Origin of the sequence: Roseovarius salis (genome assembly GCF_044472985.1) — a bacterium.
In the GTDB taxonomy this organism is placed as follows: domain Bacteria; phylum Pseudomonadota; class Alphaproteobacteria; order Rhodobacterales; family Rhodobacteraceae; genus Roseovarius; species Roseovarius salis.
Genome location: NZ_JBISDG010000060.1, coordinates 1 through 13,082, shown reverse-complemented (window position 1 = coordinate 13,082; position 13,082 = coordinate 1). Strand labels below are relative to the sequence as shown.

Here is a 13,082-nt window from a genome sequence, read left to right as displayed (position 1 = left end):
TCTGGCCATGGTGCTGCCCATGGTGGTGGACCTGGCCGAGGGGCGCGGGCACTGGCCTGTTTTCCTTGAAAGCGCGGTTCTGCCCCGGCAGGGTGGCCGAAGCGGACACCGCCACGCCGCCGGACGTGGTCGCCGGCACCAATAACGCGCTGTTGGGCGACAAGGAGGCGACGCCCGAGACCGTTCCGGCGGAGCCAGAGGACATCGCCGCGGTGGATGCCGGCGACCCCGCGCCCGCCGAGCCGTCCGGGGCGGGCCCGGACGATGCGGCAGCGCCCGAAACGACCGTGCCGGAGGACGTGGCCGCCGCTACCGCGTCCGGGGAAATGGCCGGTACAGACACGCCCGACCGGGCACCGCGAGAGCCCGAGGAGATCGCAGGTGGCGAGCCCGCACAACCAGAACCGGCCGAGCCGGCCGAACCGGATACCTCTGGCACGTCGCAGGCCGTGCTGCTGTCCGACAAGCAGGGCGTGCGCGTCGTCCAGCCGCCCGAGCCCGCAGAGACTGCGCCGGAGGTGATGTCGATCGTGGCCCTTGACGCCATCACCTATTCCGAGACGGGCGAGGTGGAGCTGTCCGGTCGCGCGCCGGGGGATGGGTTCGTGCGCGTCTATCTGGACAACAAGCCCGTGACCACCTCGCGCATCGAGAAGGACGGGAACTGGCGCTCCGAGCTGCCCGAGGTCGACACGGGCGTCTATACCCTGCGCATCGACGAGGTGGACGAGGCCGGCAACGTGACCTCGCGCGTCGAGACACCGTTCAAGCGCGAGGACCGCGACGTGCTGGCCCAACCCGGCAGCAACCGCAAGATCAGGGCGATCACCGTCCAGCCGGGCAACACGCTCTGGGCTATCTCGCGAGAGAAATACGGGGAAGGGATCCTCTATGTCCGGATTTTCGAGGCCAACCGCGAGCGTATCCGCGACCCCGACCTGATCTATCCCGGTCAGGTGTTCACCGTGCCGCGATAGCGCCCGCCGCGGGCGCGGGCATACTGGCGGAAAATCCCGTTTGTCCGAACGTCGTCGGGCGTGGAGAATTGCCCGTCGTGGACGGCAGGGCTGGCCCGCACCGCGCCGGAACACTATCTGTGACGGGACGCGATTTGCAGGAACGGTATGCGCCGAAGAACCATCACCACCACCGAGATGCCCAAGAATGGCTGGCGCACGATCCGCGAGGTTCTGCCGTATCTCTGGCCTGATGGGCAGCCATGGGTGAAACGGCGCGTCGTGCTGGCCATGATCGCGCTGATTCTGGCCAAGCTCGTGGCCGTGGGCACGCCGTTCTTCTACAAGGCCGCCGTCGATGCGCTGGCGGGCGAGGGCGAGGCGGCGGCGTGGATGCTCGCCTTCGGCGCGATCGGCCTGACCGTGGCCTACGGCATGGCCCGGCTGATGAACACCGGCTTCCAGCAGCTCAGGGACGTGATCTTTGCCCGGGTGGCGCAGCGCGCGCTGCGGCGGCTGGCGCTGCGCACCTTCCGCCACGTGCACGCGCTGTCGCTGAGCTATCACATCGGCCGCAAGACCGGCGGCCTGTCGCGGATCATCGAGCGCGGGGTCAAGGGGGTGGAGTTCCTTCTGCGATTCCTGCTGTTTTCCATCGGTCCGCTTGTCATCGAGCTGCTGATGATCGGCGTGGTGCTCGCCACCGTTTTCGACATCCGTTACCTCGCCGTGGTGGCCGGCGTGATCGCCGCCTACGTGGTCTTCACCTACAAGGTCACCGAGTGGCGCGTGAAGCTGCGCAAGCGGATGAACGACCAGGACACCGACGCCAACCAGAAGGCGATCGACAGCCTGCTGAATTTCGAGACGGTCAAGTATTTCGGTGCCGAGCGGCGCGAGGCCGAGCGCTATGATCGGGCCATGGAAGGCTACGAGGAGGCGGCGATCCGCACCTCCTATTCGCTGGCATTCCTCAATGTCGGCCAGTCGCTGCTGATGACCGGCGGGCTGGTCGCGGTCATGGTGATGGCGGCGTTTGGGGTGCAGGCGGGCACGCTTACGGTGGGCGATTTCGTGATGGTGAACGCCTACATGATCCAGATCACCATGCCGCTCAATTTCCTCGGAACCGTCTACCGCGAGATCCGGCAGAGCCTGGTGGACATGGGCGAGATGTTCGACCTGCTGCACCAGCCCCCGGACGTGCGCGACAAGCCCGGTGCCCGTCCCTTGGAAGTGACCGGCGGCACCGTGGAGCTGGACGGCGTGCGTTTCGGTTACGATCCCGCGCGGCCCATCCTGCGGGGCGTCAGCCTGACCGTCCCGGCGGGGCAGACCGTGGCCGTGGTGGGGCCCTCGGGCTCTGGCAAGTCCACCATCGGGCGGTTGCTGTTCCGTTTCTACGACGTGGTGGACGGTGCCGTGCGCATCGACGGGCAGGACGTGCGCGACGTCACGCAGGAAAGCCTGCACGCGCAGATCGGCGTGGTGCCGCAGGATACGGTGCTGTTCAACGACACCATCGGCTACAACATCGCTTATGGCCGTGACGGCGCAACCCGGGAAGAGATCGAGGAAGCCGCGAAGGCCGCGCAGATCCATGCCTTTGTCATGGGCCTGCCCGAGGGCTATGACACGCTGGTGGGCGAGCGCGGGCTGAAGCTGTCGGGCGGGGAAAAACAGCGCGTCGGGATTGCCAGGACATTGCTCAAGAATCCGCCGATCCTGCTGCTGGACGAGGCCACCAGCGCGCTCGACACCGAGACCGAGCAGGGCATCCAGGAGGCGCTGAGGCGCGCGGGGCAGGGGCGCACCGTCATCACGATCGCGCACCGGCTGTCCACGGTGGCCGACGCCGACCGGATCGTGGTGCTGGAGGCCGGCGAAATCGTCGAGGAAGGCACCCATGCCGACCTGCTGGCGCGCGGCGGGCGGTATGCCGGGCTCTGGGCGCGGCAGGCGGCCGAGCGGGCCGACATCGCGGCGCAATAGCCCCATGGCGCGCAAGGCCCGCCTCGTCACCCCTGATGGCCGCTATTTCGTCAGCCGCGGGCGGTTGTGGCGGTGCACCGACCCGTCGCTGCCCGAACCCGAGCGGCGCGCCGCGGTCAAGGCGCTGATGCAGGCGCGCCGCGCGGTGCAACTGGCCGCCGGCGCGGCAGAGGAGCGTGCGGCGCGGGACCGTGTCGATGCCGCGAAGCGCCGCCTTGGCGAACGGGGTCCGGTCTGGTGGGATGACGGGGCGCCGGACGAGGGGGGACGCCACCCCGAGAATTCGAGTTATGCCGCATGGTGGGCGGGGCTGGACGCGGCCACCCGCGCGGCCGCCGAGGCAAACCGGTAGTCCCGCGCCGCCCCCCCATGGCCCTGAATTTCCCGCGAAATGCCTTGATTTGGGCGGCTTCGCCCGTTTCTTTCGCGCGGGAAATCTTGGGATCATGAGAGAATGCCGAAACGGGCGTATTGGATTTGCGGCATCTTCGCCGCCGAGCTGGTGGCGATCATGCTGGCCTTTCAGGTGCTGGCCTCGGTCGAGTGCCGCTTGACCGGGATCGAGATGGCGTGTCGCGGGCTGCGGGGCGCGGTGGTGCGCACGATGTGCCTGGGTGCGCTGGTGGGCGTCTATCTCTGGGCGTCCGACACGGCGCGTGAAGGCTTTGTCCGCATGGCTGCGGCGCGGACAGCGACAGGTGGCCGCGGATGGGCCGTGCTGCATGCCGTGGCGCTGGCGGCCGGGTTCGCACCCTTGCTGGCCGTCGCACCGGGCGCGTTGAACCAGTCATTCGCCGTCGTGTTCCCGGTGCTGGCGACAGGTGGTGCGCTGGCCGTGCTGGGCGGCTTGTTCTGGTTGGCGGCGCCGGCCGACTGGCTGAACTGGTTTAGGCGGCGCACCGGCATCCTCTTGCTGCTGGCGCTGACCGCGATGCTGCTGCCCGATATCGCGGCGGCGATTGGTCCCTTGTGGTACTGGGACATCCTGACCGAAACGACCTTCCTGGCAGTCGCGCTGGTGATGCTGCTCTTTTCCGACGCGCTGGTCGTGGTACCGCACCGCCAGATTATCGGGATCGAGGATTTCACGGTTGCGGTGGCCGATTCCTGTTCGGGCGTCGAGGGCTTCGCGTTGATTGCCACGTTCATGGGCATCTACGCCTATCTTTTTCGCGACACCCTGCGGATGGGCCGCTACTGGGCCGTGGTCCTGCCGCTGGCCCTGTTGATGAGCTGGATGCTCAATGTCGTCCGGATTGCCCTGCTGGTTCTCATCGGCGCCCACGTTTCACCCGAGCTCGCCCAGAACGGGTTTCACAGCTTCGCGGGGTGGCTGTTCTTCATCCTGCTGGCGTTCGGCGTGCTGGTCACGGTGAACCGGGTGGCATGGCTTCAGCGCCGGCCGGGGGCGGCGCCCGTGGCGGGGGTGCGGCTGGCCGACGATGACATCGCGGCGCGGATCGTGCCCTTCATCGTGTTCATGCTGTCAGGCGTGGTCGTGCAGGCATTCTGGCAGGAGCCGGCGCTTGGATTCCCGCTTCAGGCCGCGATGATGGCCCTCGTTCTGTGGTGGGTGCGGCGGCCTCTGGCCGCTTATGTCGCGCGTCCCGACGGGATTGCGCTGGCCGGTGGCGTGGCCATAGGGGCGGGCTGGGTACTTGCCGCGCCGCCGCCGGAGGCGACACCCGCGCCGTTGCTGGCGCTTGCGCCGGGTGTGCTGGCAGTCTGGGCCGCGATCCGCATCCTTGGCACCGCTTTGCTGGTGCCGGTGGTCGAGGAGCTTTTTTTTCGCGGCTACGTGCAGGCACGTATCGACACCGGGCGCGTGCCGGGGCGCGTCATCTCCGTTGCCGTGTCCGCGGCACTTTTCGCGGCGCTGCACGGCCGCTGGATCGAGGCGGGGATTTCCGGCGTCGTGTTGTCGCTCATCTACCTGCGGCGGGGGCTGCTGGCGGATGCCATTGCCGCGCATGTCGTGGCCAACAGCCTCATCGCCGCGGTCGCCGTCTGGCGCGGCGACTGGTCGCTGATCTGACCGTCAGGCGCGGCGGCGCTTGAGTTCCCATGCGAGCACGAGCATGGCCGTCACGGCGGCCACGGCGAGCAGCCCGCTGGAGACGTCGATCTCGGGGACGTTCGTGGGGGCCGGCGCGTGGTCCGGAACCGGTCCGCAATAGATGCCGAAATACCGGCAGAAATAGTCGTTGTAGGATTGCGCGGCGGCGGCAAACGCGGTCGCGCCGTAAAGACCGGCCGAAGCGAACACCGTGCGGATCAGGTTACTCATGACTGTGCCTCATCGATGGTTATCACCTTCCGCGCATCTGTGGCATGAATATGGCGGGGACGCCTAATGGTTTCTCTGGTTGTATTCCGGTGGCGCAACAATGCTGTCGAAAGATAGTGACTGTTGTAATTAGACAGAAAATAACCCGTCGCTATGGGCTGTGCGGGGGGGGGGGCGTCGCCCGAGCTGCGGCGATTGATTCGTTTACGATCAGCGGGTCGCCTTGCGCGTTTTCAGCAACAGGCTCGTTTCGGAGTTCGCGATGCCATCGAACCGGCGGATATGGGCGAGCACTTCGTCGAATTCCTCCAGCGTCCGGGCGCCGATTTCCACGATGAGGTCCCATCGCCCGTTCGTGCTGTGGATCGTGCGCACCGCGCTCAGGCCGTTGAGCTGGCGCAGAATGCGGTCGGTGCCCCGGCCCTCGATCCCGATCATCATGAGCCCGCGCACGGGGTCATCTGCCGCGTCGCCCCGCAACGTTACGGTGAAACCCACGATCTCGCCAGAGCGGCGCAGACGCTCGATCCGGCCACGGACAGTGGTGCGCGAGACCCCGAGACTCAGCGCGAGGTCCGACAGCGAGGCGCGCGCGTCATGTCGGAGCGCCGAGATCAGGCGCTGGTCGATCTCATCCATTTCGCAGCTTTTAGCCTCCATTCCGAACGATCTGCTTGCGATCAGTACAAATCGGCCGCTTCGAATCAACTCGTTTTGAACGGACCATGTGCACGATCCGACGATCGACAAGGGCAAGAGATGACTGGGCGGACCTGTATCCTGATCGGCGCCCCGGTGGATTGCGGCAAGGCGCGGCGCGGCTGCCTGATGGGGCCCGACGCCTATCGCGTGGCCGGGTTGGCCGAGGCGCTGTCCGGGCTGGGCCATGACGTGGAGGACCGCGGCAATCTCGCCCCGCGTCCGGCCGATCCGCCGCAGGACATGCCGGGCCATGTGCACGCCCCCGCCGAGACCATCGGTTGGACCGATGCATTGACCGTTGCGGCCGAGGAGGCCATGCAGGCCGGTCTGCCGATCTTCATGGGTGGCGATCACAGCCTGTCGCTGGGCTCGGTTTCGGGTGTGGCGCGCGACGCCACGCGGCTGGGGCGGCCGCAGTTCGTCTTGTGGCTGGACGCGCACAGCGACTTTCACACGCCGCAATCGACCGCCTCAGGCAACCTGCACGGAACGCCCCTGGGCTATGTGACCGGGCGCACGGGCTTTCACGGGTTCCCACGGGTGACGGCGCCGGTTCAGCAGGACCACATCTGCGTGCTCGGCCTGCGTTCGGTCGACGCGGCAGAGCGCGAGGTGCTCCAGAACAGCGCGATCCGCTACGTCGACATGCGCATGATCGACGAGGGGGGCATCGCCCGGCCGCTGGCGGCGTTTCTCGACAATGTCGGGCGCGCGGGCGGTGCGCTGCATGTCTCGCTCGACGTGGATTTCCTCGACCCCTCCTTTGCGCCGGCGGTGGGCACCACCGTGCCGGGCGGCGCCACGATCCGCGAGGCGCATCTGGTGATGGAAATGATTTGCGACAGCGGGCTGATGACCTCGCTCGACCTCGTGGAACTGAACCCGTTTCTGGATGACCGCGGTCGCACGGCGCAGGTGATGGTGGATCTCGCCGCTTCGGCGCTCGGCCGCCGTGTTTTCGACCGCCCGACCCAGGCCTTTGCCCATGAAAGGACGTCCGGATGACCCGAATACCGCCCTCCGACAAGGCGCTGGTGCCTTTCGTGTCCGTCGAGAACATGATGAAGCTGGTGCACCATATCGGGATCGAGCCGATGCTGCGCGGGCTGGCGGCGTATATCGAGGATGATTTCCGCCGGTGGGAGCTGTTCGACAAGACACCGCGGATCGCGTCGCATTCCGCGGAAGGCGTGATCGAACTCATGCCGACCTCGGATGGCGAGGTGTACGGCTTCAAATACGTCAACGGCCACCCCAAGAACACGAAGGAAGGGCTGCAAACCGTTACGGCGTTTGGTCTTTTGGCCGATGTCCATAACGGCTACCCGGTGCTGTTGAGCGAAATGACCGTGCTCACCGCACTGCGGACGGCGGCAACCTCGGGGCTTGTCGCGCGCTATCTCGCGCCCCGGGCGGCGGACACGATGGCCATGATCGGCAGTGGGGCGCAATCGGAATTCCAGAGCCTCGCCATGAAGGCATTGGCAGGCCTGCAGACCGTGCGTCTCTACGACATCGACCCGTCCGCCACCGAAAAGGCGGCGCGGAACCTGGCCGGCACCGGATTGAACGTGGTCAAGTGCGGCAGCGCAGAGGAGGCCATGGAGGGCGCGCAGATCATCACGACCTGCACCGCCGACAAGCAATACGCCACCATCCTGACCGATAACATGGTGGGCGAGGGGGTGCACATCAACGCCATCGGCGGCGACTGCCCCGGCAAGACCGAACTGGCGCCGGGCGTTCTGGAGCGGGCCAGCATCTTCGTGGAATACCCCGAGCAGACCCGCATCGAGGGCGAGATACAGCAGATGGCCCCCGATCACCCGGTCACCGAGCTGTGGCAGGTGATGAACGGCACCGCGCCGGGCCGGACGAGCGCGCGGCAGATCACGCTGTTCGACAGCGTCGGCTTCGCGATCGAGGATTTCTCGGCGCTGCGCTATATCCGCGAGCATATCGGCGGAACCGATCTGTATCTCGAGCTTGATCTGTTGGCCGACCCCGACGATCCGCGTGATCTGTTCGGGATGGTGCAGCGGGCGGGGCCGGGCTGACCAGCCACCGCGGGATCGTCAGCCCGCATCCGGCAGGTAGTACATGCGGTCCGATTTCTTGAGCAGGATGAGCTGATAGCCCATTTCAGCCAGCAGCCGCTCCGTCTCCGCCGAGCTGCCCGCTCCTTCGAAGTAATCGCGTCGCCATTCGAGGTAGATCAGTCTGGGGCGTATGTTTCCAAGCGATTGCAGGACGTTGTGTTCTGCCCCTTCGATATCCATGTAAAGCAGGTCGATCGACTCTGCCGAAAGTTCCCGCGCCAGCGTGTCAAAACGCCGTCCGGGCACCTTGGTCGGCGTGGCGGCCTGCTGTACCTGCGGGAATTTCCTCTGGTAGCTCTCGGAATGACGGAACATCGACCCCTGCGCGTGCGGCGCCCCGTCGATGGTTGCCACGTACCAGTCGACGTCGCCGTCCGTCGCGCAGGCCGCGCAGTTCACCACCTCGATCTCTTGGCCGGACAGGTTCCGTTTCACGATGTCGTGGCGTGTGGGGTCCGCCTCGACCGTGATCACGCGGGCATCGGGAAAGGCCCGCCTGAAACGGTAAGCGTCGCCGCCGTCATATGACCCCAGCTCCAGGATGCAGCGCACGTCCAGCCCGAGCTCTGTTATCCAGTCAAGGTTGAACGGCGAATGGTAAAGCGTGACAGGTTCCCCTTCCACGTCAATGGTATAGGAACCGTCCCCGAGCGGTCTGGACCGCAGCCCGAAGCGGCGCCCCCGAAGTGCTGCGGCAATGCGTTTCAGCAATCGTTCCTAGCCCCCGTCATGTGCTTGCCCGGAAGGGGAGGCATCATCGCCCGCGCCTTCCCTGCTGCGCGCGATCACGAACCAGCCCATGCACTGCAATTCCCGCGACCGCCGCGCCATCCTGCCGCCATCCATCGCGGCCAGCAACCGCATGTTCAGCCGCGTGATCTGCGACAGCAGGAACGTCACCGGCTCGGGCACCCAGACGCCGAACCGTCTGCGCACCTTGCCGACGCGGCCAAGTTCCTGGTCCATCATGTCGAAGTAGCCGCCATTGGCCGTCATCTCTACGATTTCAAAGCCCAGCCTCTCGAAATGGACCTTGTAGAAGTATTGCGAGAAGCCGGTGCAGTAGTGGTAGGGCGCGAAATGGGTGAGCGAGTTGAAGGGGGCGGTCACGATCACCCGGCCGCCCGGGCGGGTCAGGCGGGTAAGCTTTTCGAGTGCGCGCACCGGGTCGACCACGTGTTCCAGCACCTCCGAGCAGAAGACGGTGTCATAGCGGCGGTCCTCGGGGATATCGTAGAGATCGCAGATGAAATCCAGCCGGCTGGTGTCCCAAGCGCCGGTTTGCAGGCCGGCACCGTCTCCCACGCCGTCGTATTCGGCGATGTCCTGCGCCACGTAGTCGAGGTGGTCACAGTATTTCTTGTGGGCGCATTCCCCGGCGCCGACGTCAAGAAGGCTGCCGTCCGCGGGCAGAGCGCGCAGCGTTTGCGCGATCCAGCGCTCGCGTGCCTGTTGGTTCTTGATCCGTCTCATGGGTCACCCCCGCCGCGTCCGTTGCGGGGTTGTAACGCCTTCGTGCCGAGACATGCCAGCGCGATTTCCCGGATACTTGCTGTCAAGAAAGGCTGGCAAGCGGCTCATCCCCGCCGCGCGGCCATGGCCCACAACCCCGCCAGGGCCAGCGCCGCGATCACGTTCCAGTTGGCCATGGACAGCCCGAGGAGTTCCCAAGGGATCTCGTCGCAGCGCACCAACGGGGCGGACATCATCTGTTCAAAGGCCTGGTCGGTGGACAGCCCGCCCGGATCGGCGGCGGTGCAGGTGCCGGGCCCCTCCCACCAGCCGCGCTCGACGCCGCTGTGGTAGATGCCGATCCCCCCGGTGGTAAGGGCCGCCACCATGCCCATCAGGGGCAGGGCGCGCCCCGGTACGGCCAGCGCCGCCGCGCCGATGGCGATGGCGATCACGTGGGGATATCGCTGCCAGATGCACAGCTTGCAGGGTGGCAGGCCGCCGAGATGCTGGAAAGCCAGCGCCGCCAGCATCAGCGTCGCAGAGCCCCCCGCGGCCAACAGGATGAAATGGATCCGTCGAAACGTCATAGATGCCGCACAAGGTAAAAGCCGCCGAACAGCAGCACAATGAAGATCAGCGCCATCAGCCCGAGGCGCCGTTCGATGAAATCGCGGATCGGGGTGCCGAATTTCCACAACAGGGCGGCGACAAGGAAGAACCGGAGCCCGCGGGCGAGCACCGAGGTTGCCATGAAGGTCAGCAGCGGCATCCCCGTCCAGCCGGACATGATGGTGATGACCTTGTAGGGAAACGGCGTCACCCCGGCGGTCAGCACCGCCCAGAACCCGAAATCGTTGAAGCGGGTATTGAACGCTTCCATCGCCTCGCCCTTGCCGAGCGCCTCCAGGATCGGGCGGCCCAGCTCTTCATAGGCGAGGGCCCCGATGGCGTATCCCAGCAAGCCCCCCAGAACCGAGGACACCAGCGCAACGCCGGCGATGAGCCAGGCGCGATTCGGCCGGGCCAGGATCATCGGGATCATCAGCACGTCGGGCGGGATCGGGAAGACCGAACTCTCTATGAAAGAGATCATGGCCAGCACCCACAGCGCGCGGGGGTGATCGGCCATCCTGATGGTCCAGTCGTAAAGCCGTCTGATCATGCGCGCCATTCCGATCCGTTGGCAGGCCTATGAGCATGTGCGCGCGGGGCGGTCAAGCCCCGGCGCGCCCGGCTTTCCGCCACTGGACTGGCGCGGCGCGCTCCGCTAGAGGTAACGGGCGTGCCCAAGTGGCGGAATGGTAGACGCAGGGGATTCAAAATCCCCCGCCTTCACGGGCGTGCCGGTTCGAGTCCGGCCTTGGGCACCACCACCCCGGCGAATCGCCGCGCGCGCCCGGCATTGTGGGCCGCCTAGCGGGTCGAGGCGCGCCGGAGCAGGCTGGCAGGGTCGGGATGGTCGAGCAGGGCCTCGCTGACCTCGTATTCGAGGTGACGGCGATCGCCATGGCCCTGCAGGGCTTGGGCCAGCGTGTCCTTGAGCTCCTTGGGCAGGGCGTCGCGGGTGCGCGTGTCGACAAGGAATGTCTCCGCGGCGATGCCTTCTGCGAAAATGATGTGATGGTGGTCGAACAGGAGCTGGAAATAGTCGACGAACCCGCCCGACTGGCGCACCACCGTGTCGCCGTTGACAAGGTGCCGGGCGCGAACCAGCACTTCGTGCCGCCCGGCGCCGAGCGCGTCGAAACGCTGGTAGATGAAGAGGCGGTGATCTGGGCTCACGATCAGGTCGTTCTCGTTGTGCAGGGTTCCGGCGCGGATACGTATCGGGGCGAACTCCCCGACCGCGCGCACGGTCGACTGGCCGATCCAGCGGACGGGCTGGGGCCCGTCATCGCGGGTCAGGACGACATCGCCCACCGACAGTTCCTCGACAGGCTTCTGCGCGCCGGACGCCATGGTGATGTGGGTGCCCCGCGAAAACGACACGCAGGCCACCTGCGCGAATCTCTGCCGCGCGGTCTCGTGATCGATCCCCACCAGCGCATAGCCCATCCGCGCTGTCAGCTGTGCCAGCGGCAGGGCATAGACGGCCGCCACGTTCCGGCCCGCGTCAACCTCCACCAGAACCAGGATCTCGGTGGTCTGGCCGGTGGAAGACATCATCGTCAGGCAGGAATCGAGATGCAGTGTTGCCCCCGGGCGGCCAAGCGCGCTGTCGGGCGCGATCGTGAATGTGCCGTTTTCGGCCGCGGTGACCGATAGCCGGTACATGCGGGCCCCGACCTTGAGTTCGTAGGTGTCGTCGAGGTCGAGTTCGGCGGCGAAGGACAGGGCGTCACCCAGATTCGCCCCGTCAACCACGACGATATCGCACGCCTTGTGGACGGGAATGGATTGCGCGGGTTTACGGCCGGTTTCGGACATGGAATTCCACCGCGTTACAAGGGTTTGCCGCGCCGGCACCACGGCCCGGCTGCAGCAGGTTGGCTAGCTTAGGTTTATGGCATGTTGTGGTCAATTCCCCGGTCTTTTGCTGGCATTGCGGGGCGAAGCGGTGGTATCTGCCCGAAACACCGGAACGGAGAGGAGTCGCCATGAATCTGGGAATCACGGGAAAGACTGCACTGGTATGTGCGTCGTCCAAGGGACTTGGGCTGGGTTGTGCCCGCGCGCTGGCAGAGGCCGGGGTGAACCTTGTCATGAACGCCCGCGGCGCAGAGGCGCTGGAGTCGGCCGCCGAGACGATCCGGCAAGAGTTCGGTGTCGAGGTGCGCACGGTCGCCGCCGACGTGACGACCGAGGCGGGGCAGTCCAAGGTGCTCGCCGCGGCGGGAGAGGCCGACATCCTTGTCACCAACGCGGGCGGGCCGCCGCCGGGTATGTGGACAGACTGGGACCGGGAGGATTTCATCAAGGCGCTTGACGCCAACATGCTCGCCCCGATCGCGCTGATGAAGGCGCTGCTGCCCGGGATGATGGAGCGAGGCTGGGGACGGGTCGTCAACATCACCTCGCAATCGGTGAAGGCCCCCATCGCGGTGCTCGGATTGAGCAATTCCGCCCGTGCCGGCCTGACGGGGTACGTGGCCGGCACATCGCGCCAGGTGGCCGGGAAAGGCGTCACGATCAACAACTTGCAGCCTGGTATTCATGCGACGGACCGCGCCGAGGCGCTCGACAAGGGGGTTGCCGAGGCGCAGGGGCTGACCATGGAAGAGGCCAAGGCGCAGCGTTGTGCCACCATCCCGGCCGGCAGATACGGCACCAAGGAGGAGTTCGGCGCCGCCTGTGCGTTCCTGTGCAGCCAGCACGCGGGGTTCATCGTCGGCCAGAACATCCTTCTGGACGGCGGTGCCGTGAATTCCACCATGTGACCGGGCCGGCGGGGCGCGGGGCGTGGACTTCGAAAGTTTCATGGCCGATGTGGGGTCCGAGGTCGCGCGCGACCTCGTCTATACCCGCGCGGCCCGCGCGGGCGCCGAGACGCCCCTGCGCCTTTCGGTATTCCGCCCGGCCGCGGCCCTCCGCCCGGCGCCGGTGCTTGTGTGGCTGCAGGGGGATGCATTCGGCCGCGCGGCACCCCCCCCC

15 protein-coding genes and 1 tRNA gene are annotated in these 13,082 nt (G+C 66.6%); 9 read left to right on the top strand and 7 right to left on the bottom strand.

What is annotated here, in order from left to right; genetic code table 11:
* The 4 genes from ACH13J_RS17135 to xrtE all read left to right on the top strand — a co-directional run.
* The coding region (locus ACH13J_RS17135; protein WP_397544567.1) for a LysM peptidoglycan-binding domain-containing protein at positions 1 to 977 on the top strand (977 nt) is incomplete at its 5' end.
* 147 nt (positions 978 to 1,124) lie between these two features.
* Positions 1,125 to 2,948, top strand: coding sequence for an ABC transporter transmembrane domain-containing protein (locus tag ACH13J_RS17130; protein ID WP_397544566.1), 1,824 nt, complete (start codon positions 1,125 to 1,127; stop codon positions 2,946 to 2,948).
* 4 nt (positions 2,949 to 2,952) lie between these two features.
* The gene (locus tag ACH13J_RS17125; protein WP_397544565.1) at positions 2,953 to 3,300 is read left to right on the top strand and encodes a hypothetical protein; all 348 of its coding nucleotides are present in this window, start codon (positions 2,953 to 2,955) and stop codon (positions 3,298 to 3,300) included.
* 102 nt (positions 3,301 to 3,402) lie between these two features.
* On the top strand, positions 3,403 to 4,983 hold the full coding sequence (xrtE, locus tag ACH13J_RS17120; RefSeq protein ID WP_397544564.1) for an exosortase E/protease, VPEID-CTERM system: 1,581 nt from the start codon (positions 3,403 to 3,405) through the stop codon (positions 4,981 to 4,983).
* Positions 4,984 to 4,986: 3 nt separating this feature from the next.
* On the opposite strand, the gene ACH13J_RS17115 is transcribed toward xrtE, so the two are convergent.
* Together ACH13J_RS17115 and ACH13J_RS17110 are read right to left on the bottom strand one after the other, a co-directional pair.
* Complete coding sequence (locus tag ACH13J_RS17115; RefSeq protein ID WP_397544563.1) at positions 4,987 to 5,235, bottom strand: VPEID-CTERM sorting domain-containing protein; 249 nt, start codon at positions 5,233 to 5,235, stop codon at positions 4,987 to 4,989.
* A 210-nt stretch (positions 5,236 to 5,445) separates the two neighbouring features.
* The gene (locus tag ACH13J_RS17110) at positions 5,446 to 5,874 is read right to left on the bottom strand and encodes an AsnC family transcriptional regulator (RefSeq protein ID WP_397544562.1); all 429 of its coding nucleotides are present in this window, start codon (positions 5,872 to 5,874) and stop codon (positions 5,446 to 5,448) included.
* Between the two features lie 120 nt (positions 5,875 to 5,994).
* On the opposite strand from ACH13J_RS17110, the gene rocF reads away from it, so the two are divergent.
* Complete coding sequence (gene rocF / locus ACH13J_RS17105; protein ID WP_397544561.1) at positions 5,995 to 6,942, top strand: arginase; 948 nt, start codon at positions 5,995 to 5,997, stop codon at positions 6,940 to 6,942.
* Positions 6,939 to 7,994, top strand: a complete 1,056-nt coding sequence (locus ACH13J_RS17100) for an ornithine cyclodeaminase (protein WP_397544560.1) — start codon at positions 6,939 to 6,941, stop codon at positions 7,992 to 7,994. Before rocF ends, ACH13J_RS17100 begins: the two co-directional genes overlap by 4 nt.
* Positions 7,995 to 8,012: 18 nt before the next feature.
* Here the strand turns inward: ACH13J_RS17100 and ACH13J_RS17095 are convergent, their stop codons facing one another.
* From ACH13J_RS17095 to ACH13J_RS17080, 4 genes are all read right to left on the bottom strand, one after another.
* On the bottom strand, positions 8,013 to 8,747 hold the full coding sequence (locus ACH13J_RS17095) for an FkbM family methyltransferase (protein WP_397544559.1): 735 nt from the start codon (positions 8,745 to 8,747) through the stop codon (positions 8,013 to 8,015).
* A gap of 6 nt (positions 8,748 to 8,753) precedes the next feature.
* Entirely contained in the window at positions 8,754 to 9,509 is a 756-nt protein-coding gene (locus ACH13J_RS17090; RefSeq protein WP_397544558.1) for a methyltransferase domain-containing protein, read from the bottom strand.
* A 104-nt stretch (positions 9,510 to 9,613) separates the two neighbouring features.
* Entirely contained in the window at positions 9,614 to 10,078 is a 465-nt protein-coding gene (locus ACH13J_RS17085; protein WP_397544557.1) for a disulfide bond formation protein B, read from the bottom strand.
* A complete protein-coding gene (locus tag ACH13J_RS17080) occupies positions 10,075 to 10,653 on the bottom strand; it encodes a VTT domain-containing protein (RefSeq protein WP_397544556.1) in 579 nt (192 codons plus the stop codon). The genes ACH13J_RS17085 and ACH13J_RS17080 overlap by 4 nt, the downstream gene beginning before the upstream one ends.
* A 122-nt stretch (positions 10,654 to 10,775) precedes the next feature.
* Between ACH13J_RS17080 and ACH13J_RS17075 the strand changes: the two genes are divergently transcribed.
* Positions 10,776 to 10,861 (top strand) — tRNA-Leu (locus ACH13J_RS17075).
* 43 nt (positions 10,862 to 10,904) lie between these two features.
* Here the strand turns inward: ACH13J_RS17075 and ACH13J_RS17070 are convergent.
* Positions 10,905 to 11,918, bottom strand: coding sequence for a Hint domain-containing protein (locus ACH13J_RS17070; RefSeq protein WP_397544555.1), 1,014 nt, complete (start codon positions 11,916 to 11,918; stop codon positions 10,905 to 10,907).
* Positions 11,919 to 12,088: 170 nt separating this feature from the next.
* On the opposite strand from ACH13J_RS17070, the gene ACH13J_RS17065 reads away from it, so the two are divergent.
* Both ACH13J_RS17065 and ACH13J_RS17060 read left to right on the top strand, forming a co-directional pair.
* Complete coding sequence (locus ACH13J_RS17065) at positions 12,089 to 12,868, top strand: SDR family oxidoreductase (RefSeq protein ID WP_397544554.1); 780 nt, start codon at positions 12,089 to 12,091, stop codon at positions 12,866 to 12,868.
* A gap of 22 nt (positions 12,869 to 12,890) precedes the next feature.
* Positions 12,891 to 13,082, top strand: a 192-nt coding sequence (locus ACH13J_RS17060; RefSeq protein ID WP_397544553.1) for a hypothetical protein, incomplete at its 3' end; no start/stop codon positions are given.